At 68.6% G+C, this 20,108-nt stretch carries 21 protein-coding genes; 15 read left to right on the top strand and 6 right to left on the bottom strand.

Annotated elements, in window-relative coordinates; genetic code table 11:
- The first annotated feature begins 14 nt into the window (after positions 1 to 14).
- Genes NGR01S_RS06635 through hpt form a run of 3 tightly spaced genes read left to right on the top strand, consistent with a single transcriptional unit; the run spans position 15 to position 2,715 of the window.
- Positions 15 to 1,127, top strand: coding sequence for an Rv3626c family coenzyme F420 biosynthesis-associated protein (locus tag NGR01S_RS06635; RefSeq protein ID WP_084480440.1), 1,113 nt, complete (start codon positions 15 to 17; stop codon positions 1,125 to 1,127).
- Positions 1,128 to 1,130: 3 nt separating this feature from the next.
- Positions 1,131 to 2,150 carry a tRNA lysidine(34) synthetase TilS gene (gene tilS / locus NGR01S_RS06640; RefSeq protein ID WP_373861394.1) on the top strand — a complete coding sequence of 340 codons (1,020 nt, stop codon included), beginning with the start codon at positions 1,131 to 1,133 and terminating at the stop codon, positions 2,148 to 2,150.
- Position 2,151: 1 nt separating this feature from the next.
- Entirely contained in the window at positions 2,152 to 2,715 is a 564-nt protein-coding gene (gene hpt, locus NGR01S_RS06645; RefSeq protein ID WP_063035290.1) for a hypoxanthine phosphoribosyltransferase, read from the top strand.
- A 53-nt stretch (positions 2,716 to 2,768) separates the two neighbouring features.
- Here the strand turns inward: hpt and NGR01S_RS06650 are convergent, their stop codons facing one another.
- The 4 genes from NGR01S_RS06650 to NGR01S_RS06665 all read right to left on the bottom strand — a co-directional run bounded on the left by NGR01S_RS06650 (position 2,769) and on the right by NGR01S_RS06665 (position 6,876).
- A complete protein-coding gene (locus NGR01S_RS06650; protein ID WP_063035291.1) occupies positions 2,769 to 3,653 on the bottom strand; it encodes a LysR family transcriptional regulator in 885 nt (294 codons plus the stop codon).
- Positions 3,654 to 4,074: 421 nt separating this feature from the next.
- Positions 4,075 to 4,911, bottom strand: a complete 837-nt coding sequence (locus NGR01S_RS06655; protein ID WP_063035292.1) for an SDR family oxidoreductase — start codon at positions 4,909 to 4,911, stop codon at positions 4,075 to 4,077.
- Positions 4,901 to 6,499, bottom strand: a complete 1,599-nt coding sequence (locus tag NGR01S_RS06660) for an aldehyde dehydrogenase family protein (protein ID WP_373861395.1) — start codon at positions 6,497 to 6,499, stop codon at positions 4,901 to 4,903. Before NGR01S_RS06660 ends, NGR01S_RS06655 begins: the two co-directional genes overlap by 11 nt.
- A 122-nt stretch (positions 6,500 to 6,621) precedes the next feature.
- On the bottom strand, positions 6,622 to 6,876 hold the full coding sequence (locus tag NGR01S_RS06665) for a DUF2277 domain-containing protein (RefSeq protein WP_063035293.1): 255 nt from the start codon (positions 6,874 to 6,876) through the stop codon (positions 6,622 to 6,624).
- Between the two features lie 103 nt (positions 6,877 to 6,979).
- On the opposite strand from NGR01S_RS06665, the gene NGR01S_RS06670 reads away from it, so the two are divergent.
- Entirely contained in the window at positions 6,980 to 7,795 is an 816-nt protein-coding gene (locus NGR01S_RS06670) for a DUF1266 domain-containing protein (RefSeq protein WP_063035294.1), read from the top strand.
- Positions 7,796 to 7,842: 47 nt separating this feature from the next.
- Here NGR01S_RS06670 and NGR01S_RS06675 read toward each other — a convergent pair whose 3' ends face one another.
- Entirely contained in the window at positions 7,843 to 8,601 is a 759-nt protein-coding gene (locus NGR01S_RS06675) for an SDR family oxidoreductase (RefSeq protein WP_245664463.1), read from the bottom strand.
- Positions 8,602 to 8,689: 88 nt separating this feature from the next.
- On the opposite strand from NGR01S_RS06675, the gene NGR01S_RS06680 reads away from it, so the two are divergent.
- On the top strand, positions 8,690 to 9,163 hold the full coding sequence (locus NGR01S_RS06680; protein WP_063035295.1) for an RrF2 family transcriptional regulator: 474 nt from the start codon (positions 8,690 to 8,692) through the stop codon (positions 9,161 to 9,163).
- A 49-nt stretch (positions 9,164 to 9,212) separates the two neighbouring features.
- Here NGR01S_RS06680 and NGR01S_RS06685 read toward each other — a convergent pair whose 3' ends face one another.
- Positions 9,213 to 10,178: a hypothetical protein gene (locus NGR01S_RS06685; RefSeq protein ID WP_063035341.1), complete on the bottom strand. Its 966-nt coding sequence runs from the start codon at positions 10,176 to 10,178 to the stop codon at positions 9,213 to 9,215.
- 331 nt (positions 10,179 to 10,509) lie between these two features.
- Here NGR01S_RS06685 and ftsH point away from each other — a divergent pair, with 331 nt between their 5' ends.
- The 10 genes from ftsH (at position 10,510) to panD (ending at position 20,096) form a co-directional block, all read left to right on the top strand.
- On the top strand, positions 10,510 to 12,861 hold the full coding sequence (gene ftsH, locus NGR01S_RS06690; RefSeq protein ID WP_063035296.1) for an ATP-dependent zinc metalloprotease FtsH: 2,352 nt from the start codon (positions 10,510 to 10,512) through the stop codon (positions 12,859 to 12,861).
- A gap of 76 nt (positions 12,862 to 12,937) precedes the next feature.
- On the top strand, positions 12,938 to 13,609 hold the full coding sequence (gene folE, locus NGR01S_RS06695) for a GTP cyclohydrolase I FolE (protein ID WP_063035297.1): 672 nt from the start codon (positions 12,938 to 12,940) through the stop codon (positions 13,607 to 13,609).
- Between the two features lie 92 nt (positions 13,610 to 13,701).
- Positions 13,702 to 14,520 (top strand): dihydropteroate synthase, encoded by an 819-nt coding sequence (folP, locus tag NGR01S_RS06700; protein ID WP_063035342.1) that lies wholly within the window; start codon positions 13,702 to 13,704, stop codon positions 14,518 to 14,520.
- Positions 14,517 to 14,909, top strand: a complete 393-nt coding sequence (folB, locus tag NGR01S_RS06705) for a dihydroneopterin aldolase (RefSeq protein ID WP_063035298.1) — start codon at positions 14,517 to 14,519, stop codon at positions 14,907 to 14,909. The genes folP and folB overlap by 4 nt, the downstream gene beginning before the upstream one ends.
- A complete protein-coding gene (gene folK / locus NGR01S_RS06710; protein WP_063035299.1) occupies positions 14,906 to 15,451 on the top strand; it encodes a 2-amino-4-hydroxy-6-hydroxymethyldihydropteridine diphosphokinase in 546 nt (181 codons plus the stop codon). The genes folB and folK overlap by 4 nt, the downstream gene beginning before the upstream one ends.
- Before the next feature lie 127 nt (positions 15,452 to 15,578).
- Entirely contained in the window at positions 15,579 to 16,055 is a 477-nt protein-coding gene (locus tag NGR01S_RS06715; protein ID WP_063035343.1) for a DUF3180 domain-containing protein, read from the top strand.
- 72 nt (positions 16,056 to 16,127) lie between these two features.
- Positions 16,128 to 17,267, top strand: coding sequence for a DUF6779 domain-containing protein (locus NGR01S_RS06720; RefSeq protein ID WP_157107153.1), 1,140 nt, complete (start codon positions 16,128 to 16,130; stop codon positions 17,265 to 17,267).
- A gap of 117 nt (positions 17,268 to 17,384) precedes the next feature.
- The gene (locus tag NGR01S_RS06725; protein ID WP_373861396.1) at positions 17,385 to 18,332 is read left to right on the top strand and encodes a Rossmann-like and DUF2520 domain-containing protein; all 948 of its coding nucleotides are present in this window, start codon (positions 17,385 to 17,387) and stop codon (positions 18,330 to 18,332) included.
- A gap of 132 nt (positions 18,333 to 18,464) precedes the next feature.
- Positions 18,465 to 19,427 carry a pantoate--beta-alanine ligase gene (panC, locus tag NGR01S_RS06730; RefSeq protein WP_063035301.1) on the top strand — a complete coding sequence of 321 codons (963 nt, stop codon included), beginning with the start codon at positions 18,465 to 18,467 and terminating at the stop codon, positions 19,425 to 19,427.
- 249 nt (positions 19,428 to 19,676) lie between these two features.
- Positions 19,677 to 20,096, top strand: coding sequence for an aspartate 1-decarboxylase (gene panD / locus NGR01S_RS06735; RefSeq protein ID WP_063035345.1), 420 nt, complete (start codon positions 19,677 to 19,679; stop codon positions 20,094 to 20,096).
- Positions 20,097 to 20,108: the final 12 nt, after the last annotated feature.

The following is a 20,108-nucleotide window of genomic DNA, read 5'->3' on the forward strand; positions in this document are numbered from 1 at the left end:
CGGCTGGAGGGCGCATGACGATTCGACAAGGTCCCGATGGGCCCGGCGCCCGGACAGTGGCCGAGAACGGCGGCTCCGGTGACGAGCGGCGCACTTTCTCGGGCTCGGTGGACTGGCGCTGGGCGGCCCGTACCGGCGCCGCGCTGGTACCGGCCGGGCCCCGTACTTCCCGGCCGGCCGCGGAGCAGGCGGTGGCCGAGCTGAGCGAGGCCTCGGTGCGGGCCGAGGCGCCCGTGCGGGCGGTGACCGGCCTGCTCGACGACCAGCCCGTACCCGCGGCCCGGGTCGTGGACCGGCCCGGCTGGATCGGGGCGGCGGCCGATTCCATGGCCCAGCTGACCGGTACCGGAACCACGGACCGGTCCGGCCTGTTCACCGGTAAACCGGCCGGAGTGCAGGTGGGCGCCATGCTGGCGTTCCTGTCCACGGCGATCTTGGGCCAATACGACCCGTTCACCGGCCCGGACGGCACGCTGCTGCTGGTGGCGCCGAATATCGTGGGGGTCGAGCGCGCGCTCGCGGTGCCGGCGGCGGATTTCCGACTGTGGGTCTGCCTGCACGAGGTGTGCCACCGGGTGCAGTTCTCGGCGTCGCCGTGGCTGGCCGGGTATATGCGCGACAACGTCGAGGTGCTCGGCGAGATCGGTGACGAGGCGACCTCGGAGATGCTGTCCCGATTGCTCACCGAGGTGAAACTGCGGCGCAGCGGCCAGGTTTCCGACGATCCGGCCTCGCGCGGCGTGGTGGGACTGCTGCGGGCCACCCAGCCTCCGGAACAGCGGGCGGCACTGGACCGGTTGCTGCTGCTCGGCACTTTGCTGGAAGGGCACGCCGACCATGTGATGGACGCGGTCGGCCCGAGTGTGGTGCCCTCGGTCGAGCAGATCAGGACGGCGTTCGACAAACGCCGGACCCGGCCCGCGAACCCGGTGCAGCGCCTGCTGCGCGCGCTGCTCGGTATCGACGCGAAGGTGGCGCAGTACGTGCGCGGGAAGGCCTTCGTCGACGAGGTGGTGCGTACAGTCGGAATGGAACGGTTCAACGTGATCTGGACCGATGCCGATACGCTGCCGCGTACCGACGAGATCGACGAACCGCGGCGCTGGATCGCCCGCGTGCTGGACTGAGCGGTGCCCTCCGCCGAACAGCGGCCGATCCGGTTACCGGAGACGCCCGCGGTGCTCGGTGTGCGGCATGCGGTGCGGGCGTGGCTGACCGGGTTCGGCCCGCAGCGCCGGTGCGTGGCGGTCGCGCTGTCGGGCGGCGCGGATTCCCTGGCGCTCACCGCGGCCGCTCTCGCCGAAGCCGCGGAAGTGCACGCCCTGATCGTGGATCACCGGTTGCAGGACGGATCGGATGTGGTCGCGGCCACGGCCGCAGCGACGGCGCGTTCGCTCGGCTGCCGCTCCGCGCGGGTGCTGCCGGTCGAGGTGAGCGGGGCCGGCGGTATGGAGGCGGCGGCGCGGCACGCGCGCTACACGGCGCTGGACGAGGCCAGGTCGGGTTTGCCGGTGCTGCTGGGCCACACCCTCGACGATCAGGCCGAAACCGTACTGCTGGGACTCGGACGGGGCTCGGGCGCGCGTTCCATCCAGGGGATGGCCCCGAGCGATGGCCCGTGGGGCCGGCCACTGCTGGGGGTCCGCCGCGAGACGACCCGGCAGTTCTGCGCCGACCTCGCGCTGACGCCCTACGAGGATCCGCACAACAGCGCCCCGGAGTTCACCCGGGTACGACTGCGCACCGAGGTGCTACCGCTGCTCGAGGAAGTGCTCGGCGGTGCGGTGGCGCCGGCGCTGGCCCGGACCGCCGAACAGTTGCGTGAGGACAATGCCGCTCTGGACGAGTTCGCCGGCGAGCTGCTGGTGCGGGCCGGCACCGGATCGCCGGTCTGCGCTGTGCTGGCGGTGGCCGCCGCCGCGGTGCGCCGCCGGGCGGTGCGGGCATGGCTGCTCTCCCAGGGGATTTCCGGGGTGACCGGAAAACATATCCGCGGTATCGACGACCTGGTGGTGGCCTGGCGGGGGCAGGGCGGGGTCGCGGTGGGGGGCGGTGAGCGGGGGACGCGGTTGGTCGTCGTTCGTGAGCATGGCAGGCTGACACTTGCCCGCACCGATCGGGAACGCCGAGACCGAAGGGAAACCAGTTGACGTGTACGGGGACGATATCGATTCGGTCCTGATCACCGAAGAAGAAATTGCGGCGAAGGTCAGCGAACTGGCCGAACTGATCGCCAAGCGGTACCCGGCCGACGCACCGGAGGGCGATCTCCTGTTGATCGGTGTGCTCAAGGGCGCCATCTTCTTCATGACGGATCTGGCCAAGGCGCTGCCGATACCGACTCAGATGGAGTTCATGGCCGTTTCGTCCTACGGATCCTCCACATCGTCGTCCGGCGTGGTGCGCATCATGAAGGACCTGGACAAGGACATCGCCGGCCGCAATGTGCTCATCGTCGAGGACATCATCGACTCGGGTCTGACCCTGTCGTGGCTGATGCGCAATCTCTCCACCCGCAACCCGGCCTCGCTCGAGGTGGTGACGCTGCTGCGTAAACCCGACGCGCTGCGCACCCAGGTCGAGGTCGCCAATGTGGGTTTCGACATCCCGAACGAATTCGTCGTCGGTTACGGCCTCGACTACGCCGAGCGGTACCGGGATCTGCCCTATATCGGCACGCTACACCCGCGGGTGTACGGCGGCGAACAGTCCTGAACGAACCGTGGGTAGGTGGGCGAGCCCACCTACCCACGGTTCGTTTCGCCGGATCAGGCCGGGATGGCGGGAGGCGCGGCGAAGCCGCCGGAAACGGCTCGCTGGCCGAATTCGAGAATCGTCGGCCGGGTGTCGTCGGCACGCCAGGCCACCGCGAGTTCGCACGGCGGCAGGCCGGTCACCGGACGCGCGGTGAGCCCTGGCCAGCGGTACATCGGCACGTTGTTCTCGGCGAGCAGGCACAGGCCCAGTCCGAGCCCGACGGCCTCGAGCCGGTCCTCGGGGGTGGCGGCTTCCGCGCCGATGGTGGCGGGGCGGCCGTTGCGGGCGTCGTTACCGAGCCAGAAATCGCGGACGGCGCCCGCCTCGGCGGGCAGCGCGATGAACCGCTCGTCGATCAGGTCGGCGAAATCGATCATTTCCTGATTGGCGCGGGGATGGTTCTCCGGTAGGAGTACCCAGCGGCGCTCGGTACGCAGTACCTGCCAGCGGTAGCGGTTCTGGTCGGGCAGCGGGAGCCAGACCAGCGCCAGATCGGCCTGGCGGCCGGCGAGGCCGCTGGAAGGGTCGGTCCAGGCGGCGGCATGCAGGGCCAATCGGTGGCCACTGGCGCTCTCGAGATCGTTGAGCAGTCCCCGACCCAGCGTTGATTGCAGGCCGACACGCAGGACTTCGCCCGCCTCCTGCAGCGAGCTGTTGGTGGTCCCCCAGAGCTCCAGGATCTTGCGGGCGCCGCTGAGCAGTTCCTTACCGGCAACCGTGAGCGCGACACTGCGCTGGTTGCGATCGAACAGGACCACATCGAGCTGACGTTCCAGCTGCCGGATCTGACGCGACAGGGTCGGTTGGGCGATGTGCAGCCGCTGAGCGGCGTTGGTGAAGTGCAGTTCCTCGGCGACGGCGACGAAATACCGCAGATCGCGCAAATGCGGGTCCATAGCACCTTGCTATCAGAATCGTTGCTGAATTTCCAGCCCTAATTTGTCCGGTGGGTCCGCATATCGGGTCCGAAACAGTCAGCAGGTTTGTTAGTGACAGCTTATGTGGTGGCGCGGTGATGTGCATCATGAGTTCTTCGGATCGCCGACGGTCGGGCATTGCCGGGCGATACGACGTAAAAACCGACACGTTTGCAGTGGTAGAGCTGTTCATCCGGTGCGTGCTGTCACCTCGGGCTATGGAACTCCGGTCCGATCCGGCGGTGGTCGCGCGAAACGATCTCGCGCCGCCATTTCATCGACTATGCACGTCAAGTGATATTGATCACAATAGAGTTTCGGTGGGGTCTCGACAGGCCGATGGCGGTGCGCCGCGGCCCGTCGGGTGACGGACCGCGGCGCGGTGACGGCGACCGGCGGATCAGCTCCCCCGGACCCGCTCCTCGTAGGCCTTGCGCTCCTCGGCGTTCACATCGTCGAGGAAGGTCTGGGCCGACCCCATCGACCGACCGAGGGCATCACCCACCGACTGCGGCAGCAGATTCACGAACACCGACATCGCGCCCGCCGCCCGGGTGACCCGGGCCTTGGGCCGAGGTTTGGCGATCAGCCGGACCACCGCCGCGGCGATATCCTCCGGTTCCGCCGCGGGCAGGCCCTTCGGCGCCGCCACCCCGGAACCGAGTTCGGTCCGGGTCAGTGTCGGCAGCACCGAAGAGAACGCCACACCGGTGCCCCGGTACTCCTCGCGCAGGGTGTCGGTGAAACCGAGCACCGCGTGTTTGGAGGCGTTGTAGGTGGCCAGACCCGGAATATGTGTCTCGCCGGCCAGCGACGCGATATTGATGATGTGGCCGCTACCGCGGGCGAGCATGCGGATCAGCGCGATCTTGGACCCCAGGATCACGCCGTAGACATTGATATCCAGGATCCGCCGGGTGATCTGATCGGTTTCCTCCACCAGTCGCCCGGTCGGCATGATGCCCGCATTGTTGATCAGGACATCGATCGGCCCGATCTCGCGTTCCACATCGTCGAGGAATGTGGTGAAGGACTGGATATCGGTCACGTCGAGCCGGCCGTAGTAGTCGAAATCGTGGCCGGTGCCCGATTCCTTGACGGTCTTCTCGTCGATATCGCCGATCGCGATCTTGGCGCCCAGCTTGTCCAGGGCGATCGCGGTGGACAGGCCGATACCGCGGGCGCCCCCGGTGATGACGACGACCTTGCCGCGGATGGATTCGGTGCTACTCGCCACGGTTGTCTCCCTTGAGTCGCAGCAGCGCGGGGATATCGATCCGGCGCATACCGCGCGCTCCGGCCGCGCGCATGGCGCCGAGCCCGATCAGGATCTTGTTGAGGTCATAGGGCATCCAGGTGAGTTCGCGTTCCTGGGTGGGCAGTATCGGCGTGGTGATCGCCTTGGCCCGGCAGTACTTGCGCACCCCGTTCGGGCCGCCCCACCGGGCGCCGACACCGGAATCGCCCCAGCCGCCCATCGGCAGCGCGAAATTGAACAGGTTGGCGAAAACGTCGTTGATATTGACCGCGCCCGCCTGCAGCGCCCGGGCGACCCGTTCGCCGCGTGCCTTGTCTCCCGTCCACACCGTCGCGGACAGCCCGTAAACGGAGTCGTTCGCCAACCGGATGGCCTCGGCTTCGTCGGCGACCTTCATGACGGGCAGTGTCGGCCCGAAGGTTTCCTCGGTGATACACGACATGGAGTGGTCGACGTCCACCAGCACGGTGGGTTCGAAGAAGGTGCCCACACCCGTCCGTTTGCCACCGGTCAGGATCTTCGCTCCGGCCGCTACCGCTTCGTCGATATGCCGCTGGACGATGCCGACCTGGTTCTCGTTGGCCATGGCGCCCACATCGTTGCGGGGCGTGCGATCGTCGCGGCCCTGTCGCAGGGACTTGACGTTGGCGGTCAGTTTGGCGACGAACTCGTCGTAGACGGGCGCCTCCACATAGACCCGCTCGACCGAGATACAGACCTGCCCGGAATTGAACATGCCGCCGAAGGCGATGCCGTGGGCGGCGCGGTCGAGATCGGCGTCGGCCAGCACGATGGCCGGATCCTTGCCACCCAGTTCGAGGCTGTAGGGGATCATCCGGGCCGCACAGGCCGCCGCGATCCGACGGCCGGTCGCGGTGGAACCGGTGAACTGGATGTAGTCGGCGTGCTCGACCACCGCCGCGCCGGTGGCGCCCGCTCCGGTGACGACGGAGAGCACCGGGGGCGCGCCGATCTCGGCCCAGCCGCGGGCGAGTTCGAGCGCGGAGAGGGGAGTCACCTCGGAGGGTTTCAGGATCACCGCCGCGCCGGCGGCCAGCGCCGGGATCACATCGAGCAGCGGCATGGCCAGCGGGAAGTTCCACGGCGTGATCACACCGACCACCGGATACGGCTCGAATACCGTGGTCAGCCGTTTCACCCGGGAGAGCGGACTGTGCGGGGCGGGATGCTCGTCGGCGAGGAACTTGGCGGCGCGGCGCGCGTAATAGCCGATGAGATCACTGCCGAAGATCGGATCGATGAGCGAATCGACCCGCGGTTTACCTGTCTCGGACTGCAGGACATCGGCCAGCACCTCGGTGTTGTCGATAATCCAGTCCTGGAGTTTGAGCAGCCATTCCTTGCGCTCGTCGGCGCCGATGGCCTGCCACGCGCGCTGGTGTTCGCGTAACTCGGCGACGGCCGCGACAACCTGCTCGGCCGACATATCCGGTACCGAGCCGACCACCTCGCCGGTGGCGGGATTCAGGACTTGGATCTCCGAGTCCGGAGTCGGGTCCACGGTTTTCACCGTGGCGTCGGGTTGTCCCGATTCGGTTTTGGTCACTGCGTTCTCCCACTGCGTCGTGCTCGGAACCGCTGGGCCGATCATTGTGAATCAGCTCACGGGATCGATCGTGACACACTGTGCGAGACACCGCGCCCGGTCGCGGTGTCCGATACCGGGATCTATTGGGATTCGCGAGCCAACCGGCGCAGTGGCGGCTCGGTCGCCGGAGGCACCCGGCGGTCGGGTAATTCGGCGAGCAGTTCGGTGGTGGCCGCGGCGACGGCGGCGACGGCTTTGTCCAGGGCGGGCTTGGTGGCCGAACTCAACCCGGACAGGCCACCGACCTTGCGCACGTACTGCAGTGCGGCGGCATAGATCTCCTGCTCGGTAGCGGCGGGCTCCAGACCTCGCAAGACGGTGATGTTTCTACACATGAATGCACATTAGCGCTGGAACACAGCCTGTGACAGGGCAAGGAACAAATGTGAAAATACGTCGCCCGGACCGGCCGGGGCCCGCGCGTCCTAGACTCACGGTATGGCTGCTGCCGGATTGCCCACGCCGACCCCGTTCCCCTATCCGGAGCTCGACAAGCGCGAGGAGGACCACTGGTCCGGCGCGCAGATGGACGATGACCGCCTGCGCGCGTTGTCGTTGGGCGCCTTCTATTCGGCGCGCTGGGACGCCTTCCACGACGCGCTGCTGCTGGGGCCCGAACGCGACCATCCGCTCGGCGACCGGCGTGAGCTGGCCATCGACACCCTCACCGGGGCCTGGGGGATCACCGACGGCACCGAGGCGCGCGCGTCCATGGAGCAGCTGCTCGAGGGTATGCACGCCCCGCTGTACGCCCTGGTGCATCCACTGGTCACCGCCTCACTGAACGCCAGCGAACGCGACCGGTTCGGCGAACGCGCCGATCGGCACCGGGCCTTCCTACGGCAGGTTGCCTCGTTCCGCGGTATCGACAATTCCGAGGCCCTCGTCCGCGACTACGACATCTGGTCCCAGGCGATCAAAATCGGTTTCACCGACCACCTGTCGCGTCCCCTACCGGCCGATATCCACGCCTGGGATCTGGCGCGGGTGGTCGCGGTGGCGCGTATGTCCTACACCGCCGGCTATATCGAAGCCGATGTCGCCTGGGACTATCTGGGCCGGGCGCTGCCGCTGGCCCAGCGCAAGTACCGCAACTGGCGGCAGTTCGGCGACGCCTACCTCACCGGCTGGACCTATTGGCAGGCCTGTGAGGACTTGGCCGAGCTGAAGGACGGTGGCGTCGACCGCCGCCTGGAACTGATGCGCCTGTGGCTCCGCCCGACCAGCCCCTGGCGCCGCATCGGTTTGGTGTAGCCCGGAATACGTCGGCCGGCCCGGCTGCCGTCCGCCTGCGCGGCCGGTCACGACGGCCGGCTCTGAGCGGCCAGCCACTGGTCGAAGGTCGTCGGGGCGATTCGTGCGTTCTCGGCGGGCAGCAGCGTGTTCCCGGCCATTTCCGGCCCGAACAGTGATGACCAGGTCGGCACCAGCCGGACCGAGCGACCCCGCGCGTCATTCGTACGGCGGGCCATATCGACCAGGTCCTGCGGTTCCGGTCCCGCGATATCGCGATAGCGGCCCTGTGGCGTGCCGGTCGCGAGTTCGGCGAGGATATCGGCGACATCGGCCGGGGCGATCGGCTGGACGAGCAGCGGCGCGAGGGTGGCGACGCCGTCCTGTTCGGTCCAGCCGGTGACGGTCGCGGCGAAATCGTGGAACTGGGTGGCCGCGACGATCGTCCACGGCACACCTCCCTCCGTGACCAGACGTTCCTGCTCCCGCTTCCCGGCGTAGTGCGCGTTGCCCTCCACCCGGCCGATACCGACGATGGACAGCAGGACATGGTGTGCCACGCCGGCGCGCTGCTCGGCCGCCAGCAGGTTGCGGGTGGTGCTGCCGAGATAGTCGACGACCTCGGCGCGGTCGGTACTTTCGACGCTGATGGCGTCCACCACGGCATCCACCCCGGTGAGGGCGGTATCCAGTTCCGCGCCGGTGCGCAGGTCGACGCCGAGCGAGCGGCTGATGCGGACGACCTCGTGGCCCGCGGAGCGTAGTGCCCCGACGGTGAGTCTTCCGATATTGCCGGTGGCGCCGGCGACGGCGATTCGCATGGTCATGGCCTGTCTCCTCCAGCTCTGGTCTGCTGCTGCCGGCAGATTATCTCGGACTAAATAGATCTGCAATATCTTGGATAGAATCACAGGCATGAAGTTGCCGGTGAGTACCGAATGGCTGTTGCACTGCGCCACCTCGCTGGCGCAGCTCGAACCGGGAACGACCGCCTCGGCGGCGCAGCTGGCCCAGTACTTCGATCTGCCGGCGCCCTACCTCGCCAAACAACTCCAGGCCCTGGTTCGGGCCGGCCTGCTGAGTGCCAGCACGGGCCCCCGCGGCGGATTCCGGCTGGCCCGGCCCGCCTCGGAGGTCACGCTGCTGCAGATCGTCGAGGCGGTGGACGGCGGCGCCTCGCCCTACGAATGCCGTGAAATACGTCAGCAGGGTCGCGGCGGACTACCCGCGGAGGAATGCCGCGAACCGTGCCTCCTCGCCGTGAAGATGGCCGAGGCGCACGAAGCGTGGCGGGCGAGCCTGGCCGCCACCTCACTGGCCGAACTCGTCGCCGAGTTACCGGAATGGGCTCCGGAACGAACCCGTCGGCGTCTCGTGGGGTGGCAGTAGCCGGACGGGCACCGGTCCGGCCGGGCGGTGGGCCCGGCCGGATCAGGGCTCAGATGCCCGGAAGTGAGCGCAGAATCCCGCGGCCGTAGCGCTGGAACTGGGTGTCGTCGACCATGCCCAGGGAATGCCGCTCCACCAGCAGCTCCCATTCCGAATACAGATGCGCGACGCTGGGGTCGGCGGGGCCGGCGGCACCGTCCACCGCGACCAGCCGGACGGCGAAGTTGATCGCGGTGGCCAGCCGTTCGGAATCGGCGCGATCCATCGCGGTGAAGTACATCGTCGTATTACCGTCGTGTACTTCCACCAGAGGACGGCGGTCCCGCACCCGGATGTCCTCCACCACCGAGACCGCCTCCTCGGTGGCGCGGGCCCGCATGATGACGGGGATCGGCAGTTCGTGGGCATACGCCTCACCGGTGCCGAGCGAGACCAACAGCAGCCGCGTCGTGGTCACGGTGAACAGGCAGGGGTCGTCGTCGCCTACCGGCGGGTGGGCGACGACACTCGCGGTCTCCAGCACGTATTCGTCAGGTGTGACGTAACCGGCCAGATCGGCCACCGCGGCCTCGCCCCGACCGGTGGCCGACATCCGGCGTACCGCGCGCTCCACATCGGCGCGTACCGGCCCGTGCTCGGTCTGTTCGGTGGGTGGCGCGATCAGCTCGGGAGCGGCGATATCGATCCGCTGGGCGGCGAGGATCTGGTCGTTTATCCGGGCGACGATGCCGGCGGCAGCCGGTACATCGTGTTCGGCGATCAATACGGGCAGCGGCGTCCGGTCGGCGGGAACGCCGACCAGCACGGGGGTCGGATAGCGCAGATATATCTCGATGACCACCGCGTCGTCGGCTCGCCGGCTGAGTCGCACCTCCAGTAGATCGGTCACCGCGACGTCGAGAACCCGCTCGCCGTCGCTCTCGGATTCGCCGTCGGCACCGGGGCGAAGGACGACCAATCGCCCTTCGCCGTGCCGCACGATTGCTGTGGGTGTCCGTAACTCGACTATGTCCATACCCCCTGCGCTCGGGTCGTACGCGATCATCATCGGTCCTACATGCGTGCCATGATTGTGATCACTACGAGATATCACAGACCACGACCCCGGGAACCACCGTGGTTTTCCGGCCGTTTACCTCTTGAACTCCATCACCAGCCGAACCACTGGCTTGCGACGAGTCAGGAAGCGCGATGTATCGACTAGACCGTACGCGGTAACGTGGCATGTCCGCACCCGAATCCGCTCAGCGGGCGGTAAGGATGTGGGTTGCGTCGCCCGAGATCGACGCATCGCTAGGCAAGAACGCGGAGACGCCTGAAAGGACTGGCCGCCCGGCCGACGCTCTATGAACCGCAAGACAGTGTTTCGTACCCTGGCGATAATCGCGGGCATTCTGCTCGTGATCTATCTGTTCAGTTACTTCGGCAACGACACCCGCGGCTGGCAGAGCGTCGACACGTCGGTGGCCATCAGCCAGCTCGCCGACAAGGAGAACGTCGCCCACGTTCAGATCGATGACCGCGAACAACAGTTGCGGATCGAACTGAACAACGGCAACGACGCCACCCAGGGCCACGACAAGATCATCGCAAAGTATCCCGGTGGCAGCGACACCTCGGCTCAGATCTTCAAGGCCGTTCAGGATTCGGGCGCCCCGTACAACACGGTGGTCAAACAGGAGAGCTGGCTCACCCAGATCCTGCTGTTCGTACTGCCCATGGTGATCCTGCTCGGCCTGTTCATCTTCGTGATGTCGCGTATGCAGGGCGGCGGCCGCGGCGGCATGATGGGCTTCGGGAAATCCAAGGCCAAACAGCTGTCGAAGGATATGCCCAAGACCACTTTCGCCGATGTGGCCGGTGCCGACGAGGCGGTCGAAGAGCTCTACGAGATCAAGGACTTCCTGCAGAATCCGGTGCGATACCAGGCGCTGGGCGCCAAGATCCCGAAGGGCGTCCTGCTCTACGGTCCGCCCGGTACCGGTAAGACGCTGCTCGCGCGTGCCGTGGCCGGCGAGGCGGGCGTCCCCTTCTTCACCATCTCCGGTTCCGATTTCGTGGAGATGTTCGTCGGTGTCGGTGCCTCCCGCGTCCGCGATCTGTTCGAGCAGGCCAAGCAGAACAGTCCCTGCATCATCTTCGTCGACGAGATCGACGCGGTCGGCCGTCAGCGTGGCGCCGGACTCGGCGGCGGCCACGACGAGCGCGAACAGACCCTCAACCAGCTGCTGGTCGAAATGGACGGCTTCGGCGATCGCACCGGCATCATTCTGATCGCCGCGACCAACCGCCCCGATATCCTCGACCCCGCCCTGCTGCGTCCCGGCCGGTTCGACCGGCAGATCCCGGTCAGCAATCCCGACCTGGCCGGCCGTCGCGCCATCCTGCGGGTCCACTCGCAGGGCAAACCGATCTCCCCGGAAGCCGATCTCGACGGCCTGGCCAAGCGCACCGTCGGTATGTCGGGCGCCGACCTGGCCAATGTCATCAACGAGGCCGCCCTGCTCACCGCGCGGGAGAACGGTTCGACCATCACCGGTGACGCGCTCGAGGAATCCGTCGACCGCGTGATCGGCGGCCCGCGCCGCAAGAGCCGGATCATCAGCGAACACGAGAAGAAGATCACCGCCTACCATGAGGGCGGTCACGCGCTGGCCGCCTGGGCCATGCCCGATATCGAACCGGTCTACAAGGTGACGATCCTGGCCCGTGGCCGCACCGGCGGGCACGCGATGACCGTGCCCGAGGACGACAAGGGCCTGATGACCCGCTCGGAGATGATCGCCCGGCTGGTCATGGCCATGGGCGGGCGCGCCGCGGAGGAACTGGTCTTCCACGAGCCGACCACCGGTGCCTCCTCCGATATCGACCAGGCGACCAAGATCTCCCGCGCGATGGTCACCGAATACGGGATGAGCTCCCGGCTCGGTGCGGTGCGGTACGGCCAGGAACAGGGTGATCCCTTCCTCGGTCGCTCCATGGGCACCGCCTCCGACTACTCGCACGAGGTCGCCGGCGCCATCGACGTCGAGGTCCGCAACCTCATCGAGGCCGCGCACACCGAGGCGTGGGCGATCCTCAGCGAGTACCGCGATGTGCTCGACGATCTGGCGACCGCCCTGCTCGAACGCGAAACCCTGCACCGCAAGGATCTGGAAACCATCCTCGCCGCGGTGCAGAAGCGGCCCCGGATCACCGCGTTCAACGATTTCGGCGATCGCGTGCCGTCGGACAAACCGCCGGTGAAGACCCCGGGTGAGCTCGCCGCCGAACGTGGCGAACCGTGGCCTCCGCAACCCGCCGTCCCCGCCGGTGTCGGCCCGGGCGACCCGGCGCTCGCCGGGAGCGTGCCGCAGCCCGCGGGATTCCCCGGCGGCGCGGTTCAGCAGCCCGGTTACGGCCGGCCGCCCAGCGGCTACCCGGCCCCGCCGCAGCCCGCTCCCAGTTATCCCCGCGGCGCCACGCAGGGCTCCCGGCCGGACTACGGCGCCCCCGCAGGCTGGTCGGCGCCGGGGTGGCCGCCGCGCGAGGAACCGCAGGCCCCGCCTGCCGACCGCGGCTACGGCGGCGGGCAGGAACAGCCCCGGTACTCGCATCCCGACCAGAACCCCGGGCACGACGAATCCGGATACGGCTCCGGTGAGGATTCCGGCCGTGGTGGCCCGCACTCCTGGGACAGCCCGAACGGTCGGCAGTAAACCGCCGCCGATTACGCTCGGAGGGGTTCGGCGCCCGGTGTGTACTGCCGGGCCCGAGATGTGGAGGTGTCCTCGAATGTCGACCGATCAGCAGACCAACGGCTACCCGGCCGATATCCACGCCGAGCTGGGTGAGAGCGGCGCACCCGCCGCGGAGCTGGTCGCGCTGCACACCGGTAGACGCTTCGATCAGCCGCGTGCCGAGGCGGCGGTGCGCGAGCTGCTCCTCGCGGTCGGCGAGAACCCGGACCGGCCGGGACTGCTGGACACCCCGGCCCGGGTTGCCCGCGCCTACCGGGAGATGTTCGCGGGGCTGTACGTGGAACCGGACGCGGTTCTCAACACCACCTTCGACGAGGAGCATCAGGAACTCGTGCTGGTGCGCGATATCCCGATGTACTCGACCTGTGAACATCACCTCGTGTCGTTCCACGGCATCGCCCATGTCGGATATATTCCAGGCCCGCACGGCCGGGTGACCGGGCTGTCCAAATTGGCGCGGCTGGTCGACCTCTACGCCAAACGCCCTCAGGTGCAGGAGCGGCTGACCAGCCAGATCGCCGACGCGATCATGCGGAAACTGGATCCACGCGGCGCGATCGTCGTGGTCGAGGCCGAGCATCTGTGCATGGCCATGCGCGGTATCCGCAAACCCGGCGCCAGTACCACCACCTCGGCCGTCCGCGGAATCCTGCAGACCAGCTCGGCCTCGCGGGCCGAGGCCCTCGACCTGATCCTGCGCAAGTGAGCGACCGGCGCACGGCCGTGGCCGTACCGACCCTCACCGGGGTACGGCCACGGCCCGGCGTGGAGCCGCGTCCGGGCCGCTCCTGCGTGGTGATGGGCGTGGTCAACGTCACCGGTGATTCCTTCTCCGACGGCGGCCGCTATCTGGATCCGCAGCGGGCGATCGAGCACGGTATCCGGCTCTACGAGATGGGCGCCGACATCATCGATGTCGGCGGCGAGTCGACCCGGCCCGGCGCCGTGCGGGTCGAGGTGGAGACCGAAATCGACCGGGTGGTGCCGGTACTGCGCGGGCTGGTCGCGGCCGGGATACCGACCAGCGTCGACACCATGCGGGCCCGGGTCGCCGAAGCCGCCGTCGCGGCCGGGGTGACGGTGATCAACGATGTCTCCGGCGGCCGCGCCGATCCGGCGATGGCCGCGGTTGTCGCCGCCGCCGATATCCCGTGGATCCTCATGCACTGGCGGGCGGCGTCGGACTACCGGCACACCGGACCGGCCGACCACTACGACGATGTGGTGGATGAGGTCCGTGCCGAGCTGGGAGTGCAGGTGCGGCACGCGATCGACGCGGGTGTCGAACCCGCCCGCATCATTCTGGATCCCGGCCTCGGATTCGCGAAAACCGCAGCACACAATTGGGCGCTGCTGGGCGCCCTGGATCGGTTCGTCGCCGACGGATTCCCGGTGCTCATCGGCGCCTCGCGCAAACGGTTCCTGGGGTCGCTGCTGGCCGACGGTGCCGGTCCGCGCCCGCCGGCCGGTCGGGAGACCGCCACCGCCACGGTGTCCGCGCTCGCGGCCTGGCACGGCGCCTGGGGTGTCCGGGTCCACGATGTGCGTGGATCTCAGGACGCTCTCGCGGTGACCGACGCCTGGCGTCGCGCGCAACAGCCGGGAACTCCGCGGTGAGCGCACCGGCACCCGGCCCGGACCGGATCGAGTTGCGGGGGTTGCGGGTTTTCGGCAGGCACGGAGTTTTCGAGCACGAACGCCGTGATGGGCAGGAGTTCGTGGTGGACCTCACCGTCTGGTTGGATTTCGGCGCCGCGGCGGCCACCGACGATCTCACCCACACCGTCGACTACGGCGCGCTCGCGGAGCTGGCCGTGCGGATCGTGGCGGGCCCGCCCCGGAATCTCATCGAAACCGTCGCCACCGAGATCGCCGACCGGGTGCGCGAAGTGCCCGGCGTCACCGATGTCGAGGTGGTGCTGCACAAACCGGCCGCGCCCATCCCGCACAACTTCGCCGATGTGCGGGTCGTCACCGCGGGCCGCCGGGGTCAGGGGTCGCCGTGACGCGTGCCGTGCTCTCGATCGGTTCGAACATGGGGGATCGGCGCGAACTGCTGCGCAGTGTCGTCACCGGGCTCGGTGCCCGGGTGCGGGCCGTATCACCGGTGTACACCACCGCGCCGTGGGGCGGGGTGGAGCAGGATGATTTCCTCAATGCCGTGCTGGTGGCCGAGGATCCGGATTACGACTGCCGTGCCTGGCTGCGGCACGGACAGCGGTTGGAGCAGGCCGCCGGGCGTGAGCGGACGGTGCGCTGGGGTGCCCGGACCCTCGACGTGGACATCGTCTCCTGCGCCGAGCGGGCCGGCACCGGACTTCGTGCCCTGCGCAGCACCGCTCCCGAACTCACCTTGCCGCACCCGCAGGCGCACCACCGCGCGTTCGTACTGATCCCGTGGCTCGATGTGGAGCCCGACGCGTCCCTGGCCGTCGACGGGACCGAACGTCGTGTGCGCGAACTACTGGCGGAACTGGACCCCGCCGAACGTGACGGTGTGCGGCGCACGGAGTTCACGCTCCTACCCGCCGCGAGGACGGTGCCATGATGCGATACCCCCGCCTCGGCCGCGGTCTCCGCGGGCCACAGGTACCCCCTTCGAGGGACGTTCGATGACTCGCGGCGGCGGCCATATGGAAACCGGCGGCGGCCGGGGTGATGGCGACGACGGGGGGATGAAGCTCAAACCCACCCGCATCCGGGAATTGCTGGCCAATGTCCTGATCGCCGCGGTGATCGCCTGGGTGGCCACGCGGCTGGCCTACGCGAATTTCCCGCCGATCTCCACCATCGCCGGTGCCTCGCTGTATCCGGTCGCGATGCTGGAGGCCGCCCTGGGCTTCTATATCCGGACCCGGGTGAGCAACAGGCAGATCGGCGCCGATTCCCGCCAACTGCACCCGATCACCGTCGCCCGGGCTCTCGCGCTGGCGAAGGCGTCGGCCCAGGTGGGTTCGCTGGTGGCCGGAGTGTGGCTCGGATTCCTGCTGTGGATTTTCCCGCAGCGCGGGGATCTGCGGGCCGCCGACGCGGACTATCCGGGCGCGCTCATCGGATGCGGTGCCGGTATCGCCTTGGTAGTGGCCGCCCTGTGGCTGGAATATTGCTGCCGGGCACCCGACGATCCGACCGACGATCCGGCGCCGTCGTAGGCCTGATCGCCGTGATCGATCCCGCCCTTTCCGGCGTGGGCGATGACGAATATCGCGGCTACCCTTGCGGTCATGGTTTCACCGTCCCGCAGTAGTATTTCCGCGCGCGGCCGGGAAGATGTGGGCAAGCTCTTCCTCGGTGCACTCGTCCTACTGGGTCTGGTGGCCAGCGTATTTCTCGTGCTGAGCGATAGCCTGCAATTCATCCGGGTGGGGTTGGTGGTGGCGCTGTGGGCGGCGGTGCTGGGAGCCTGGGCGGCCGGCCGGTACCAGGCCAGGATGCGTGATCTGCGCCGCATCTACGAACTCGAACTCGAACGTGAGATCAGTGCCCGCCGCGAACACGAACTCGGGGTCGAATCGCGGGTGCGTGCCGAACTGGGTGCCGACGCGACGGAAATGGCGGCGCTGCGCGCCGAGCTGACGGTGCTGCGGCGGCAGCTGGAGCGGCTCTTCGACGGAGACCTGCCGGAGGAGCGGCCCGCGCTGCGCGCGGCCGCCTTCCGTCTCCAGGAGCTGCCCGGGACGGACGGCCGGCCGGGGCTCGCGCCCGGCTGGCAGGGGCCGGACGAAGGTGAACGGCGGGCCGTGGACGCCTGGGCGAATGCCGCGGCGAGCTGGTCGCAGGCCGCCGACGGCTGGGTCGATACCGAAGCCGGGGCCGCCGAACCGGCGAGCGATACCGGTGAACGCAAAGCGGTGACCCCGGTCTACGAAACCGACCACCCGGGCCGGCCGCGGTTCGCGAGCCCCGACGACGCGCCGGTCACCGCCGAAACGGCGATCGTCCGGCTCGACGACGATCCGCCCCACGGGGCGCCCAGCTCCGACATCTCCGGGCCGAGCTGGGCGGACGCGTTCACCGAGGTGCACGACGAGCCCGACGCCGGCGAGCACCGCTACGGCCCGTTGCTGCGCGACGAACCCTTCCACGGCCCGCCCGCGCCGGAGCGTGAGGCTCCGGACTCGCGCCCGCCGGTGGTCGCCGGGCCGATAACCGCGGCAGCCGAATCGGCCGAGCCGGTGGTCACCGGCACTGCCATCGATGAAGACCCCCGCGAACCGGCCGCGACCGCGGCGGCCAACCTGTTCCCGCGTTCGGCGAATTCCCGCCGCCGCGGCACCCGGCCCGATGCCGCCGGGAACCGGCGGCTGTCGGTCGCCGAGATCATGGCGAACCTGCGTCAGGAAGAGGAGCAGCGCAGCTCCTGAAGTGCGGTATATATCACCCGGGGCGCCCATGGCGCATCGGCGAGAGACGGCCCTATCCTCGACTCGTAACGTCCGGTACCCGCAGTGCGGGACTGGAACGACTTCGAGAGGACACTGGTGACCTCGCCACGCGTGACTCCTGGCAACCCGGCCGCGAGTGGTGATCCGGCGCCCGCACGACTGACGGTAGGCATCGTCTCGGCGGGACGTGTGGGATCAGCCCTCGGCGCCGCGCTCGAGCGCGCCGGACATGTGGTGTTCGGCGTCGCCGCGATATCCGACGCTTCGGTGCGCCGGGCACGGTCCCGGCTGCCCGATTCGCAGATCCTCCCGGTCGAGGAGGTCGCTGCCCGCAGTGAGCTGCTGATCCTGGCCGTGCCGGACGCCGAGCTGGCCGGTCTGGTCCGCGGCCTGGCGAGTTCGGGCACCGTAAGGCCCGGCACGATCGTGGCCCATACCTCCGGGGCCAACGGCATCGGTGTGCTGTCCCCGCTCCGGGAAGCCGGTGCGCTTCCGCTGGCCGTACATCCCGCGATGACCTTCACCGGCCACGACGAAGACCTGCCCCGTCTGGCCAACGCCTGTTTCGGGATCACCGCCGCCGACGAGATCGGCTATGCCATCGCCCAGTCCCTGGTGATCGAGATGGGCGGCGAACCGGTCCGGGTGGCCGAGGAACACCGCACGCTCTATCACGCCGCGCTCGCGCACGGCAGCAACCATCTCGTCACGCTTGTATTGGACGCGGTGGAGGCACTGCGCGAGGCGCTGGCCGGACCCGGCCTGCTGGGCCAGCAGACGGTCGACGATCAGCCCGGCGGTCTGCCGGAACGCCTGCTGGCCCCGCTGGCCTCCGCCGCCCTGGACAATGCGCTGCGCCGCGGTCAGGCCGCGCTCACCGGCCCGGTGGCCCGCGGCGACACCGCGGCCGTCGCCGCGCACCTCGAGGCCCTCACGGCAGCGGACCCCGAAATCGCCGCCGGGTACCGGGCCCTGTCGCGGCGCACCGCGGAACGGGCGCAGGCCCCCGCCGAACTACGCGAGCTGTTGGAGGACCACCGATGATGCGTTACCTCCGCCAACACTTCGGCCTCCGCGGACCTCTGACAACAGCATCGAGGGAGGCTGCATGATGCGGTACCTCCGCCTTCGCTTCGGCCTTCGCGGACCTCTGACAACAGCATCGAGGGAGGCTGCATGACAGACGGGACCCTGCGCGGTGCCTACCGCGCCGGCGAACTCACCGTGCAACACGATCCGGCCGTGCTCGGCAAAGTCGTTCGCGCATTGCGTAGCACCGGGCGCACCGTCGGCCTGGTGCCCACCATGGGCGCCCTGCACGAAGGCCATCTCGAACTGGTGCGCCGCGCCAAGCGGAGCAATCAGGTCGTGGTGGTGTCGGTGTTCGTCAACCCGCTGCAGTTCGGCGCCGGCGAGGATCTGGACAGCTACCCCCGCACCCTGGACGCCGACGTGGAGTTGCTGCGCGGCGAGGGAGTCGACCTGGTCTTCGCGCCGAGCGCGGCGGATATGTATCCCGCGGGCCCGCGGACGACCGTGCAGCCCGGCCCGGTCGGCGCCGATCTCGAGGGTGCTTCCCGGCCGACCCATTTCGCCGGGATGCTCACCGTGGTGGCCAAACTGCTGCAGATCGTGCACCCGCACGAGGCATTCTTCGGGGAGAAGGACTATCAGCAGCTCACGCTGATCCGCCAGATGGTCCGCGACCTGGACTTCGACGTGAAGATCGTGGCGGTGCCGACGGTGCGCGAATCCGACGGCCTGGCGCTCTCCTCCAGGAACCGCTACCTCGATCCCGACCAGCGCGGCCTCGCGACCACCCTGTCGGCCGCCCTGTTGGCCGGCGCGCGCTCCGGAGCGGCCGGCGGGGACGCCGTCCTGGAGGCCGCGCGCGCGGTCCTGGCTGCCGCGCCCGGGATCGAACTCGACTACCTGGAATTGCGCGCCGCCGACCTGGGCCCCGCCCCCGAGTCCGGCAATGCCCGGCTGCTGATCGCGGCCCGCGTCGGCACCACCCGGCTGATCGACAACGCCCCGGTTCGGTTGGGAGCCCAGTTGGACGGCCACCCCGACGCCGACATCGTGTCCCCTGGAACTCGGCAGTTCGCGCCGAGCAGCTCCGACGGGACGAAACCTTAGTGAACGCGCCATCGATCGCCCCCCGGCAGACTGCCGGTCACATCAACCGCGACGGCCCGCTTCCATCTGCTTCGGATGGTCTCGACGGCGTTCACCTTCTGTCTATTCCGGATGGTCTACCTCCGTGGTCGGGGCCCGCCCTCGGTTCTGGAGCGACAGAGCGAAGGAGCGCAGCGACTGAGTGGCGGAGTGAAGAACCGGGGTTACAGGGCCCCGACCCGCGCCGATAAACACAGAAAGGCGACGATGATGTTGCGCACCATGATGAAGTCGAAGATCCACCGGGCCACCGTGACCCATGCCGATCTGCACTATGTCGGGTCGGTGACCATCGACCAGGATCTTCTCGATGCGGCCGATCTGCTCGAGGGGGAGCAGGTCTGCATTGTCGACATCGATAACGGAGCCCGTCTCGAAACCTATGTGATCGCGGGCGAGCGCGGGTCCGGGGTGATCGGCATCAACGGTGCCGCGGCTCATCTGGTCAACCCCGGTGACCTGGTCATTCTCATTGCCTACGGCATGATGGACGAGGCCGAGCTGCGCGAGTACGACCCGAAGGTCGTGTTCGTCGATGACCGTAACCGTCCGGTCGAGCTGGGCTCGGATCCGGCGCATGCGCCGGCGGGCTCGGATCTGATCAGCCCGCGCAACCTGACCTTCGCCTGAGCGGCGGCGGTG

The organism is Nocardia grenadensis NBRC 108939 (genome assembly GCF_001613445.1).
Taxonomy (GTDB): domain Bacteria; phylum Actinomycetota; class Actinomycetes; order Mycobacteriales; family Mycobacteriaceae; genus Nocardia; species Nocardia grenadensis.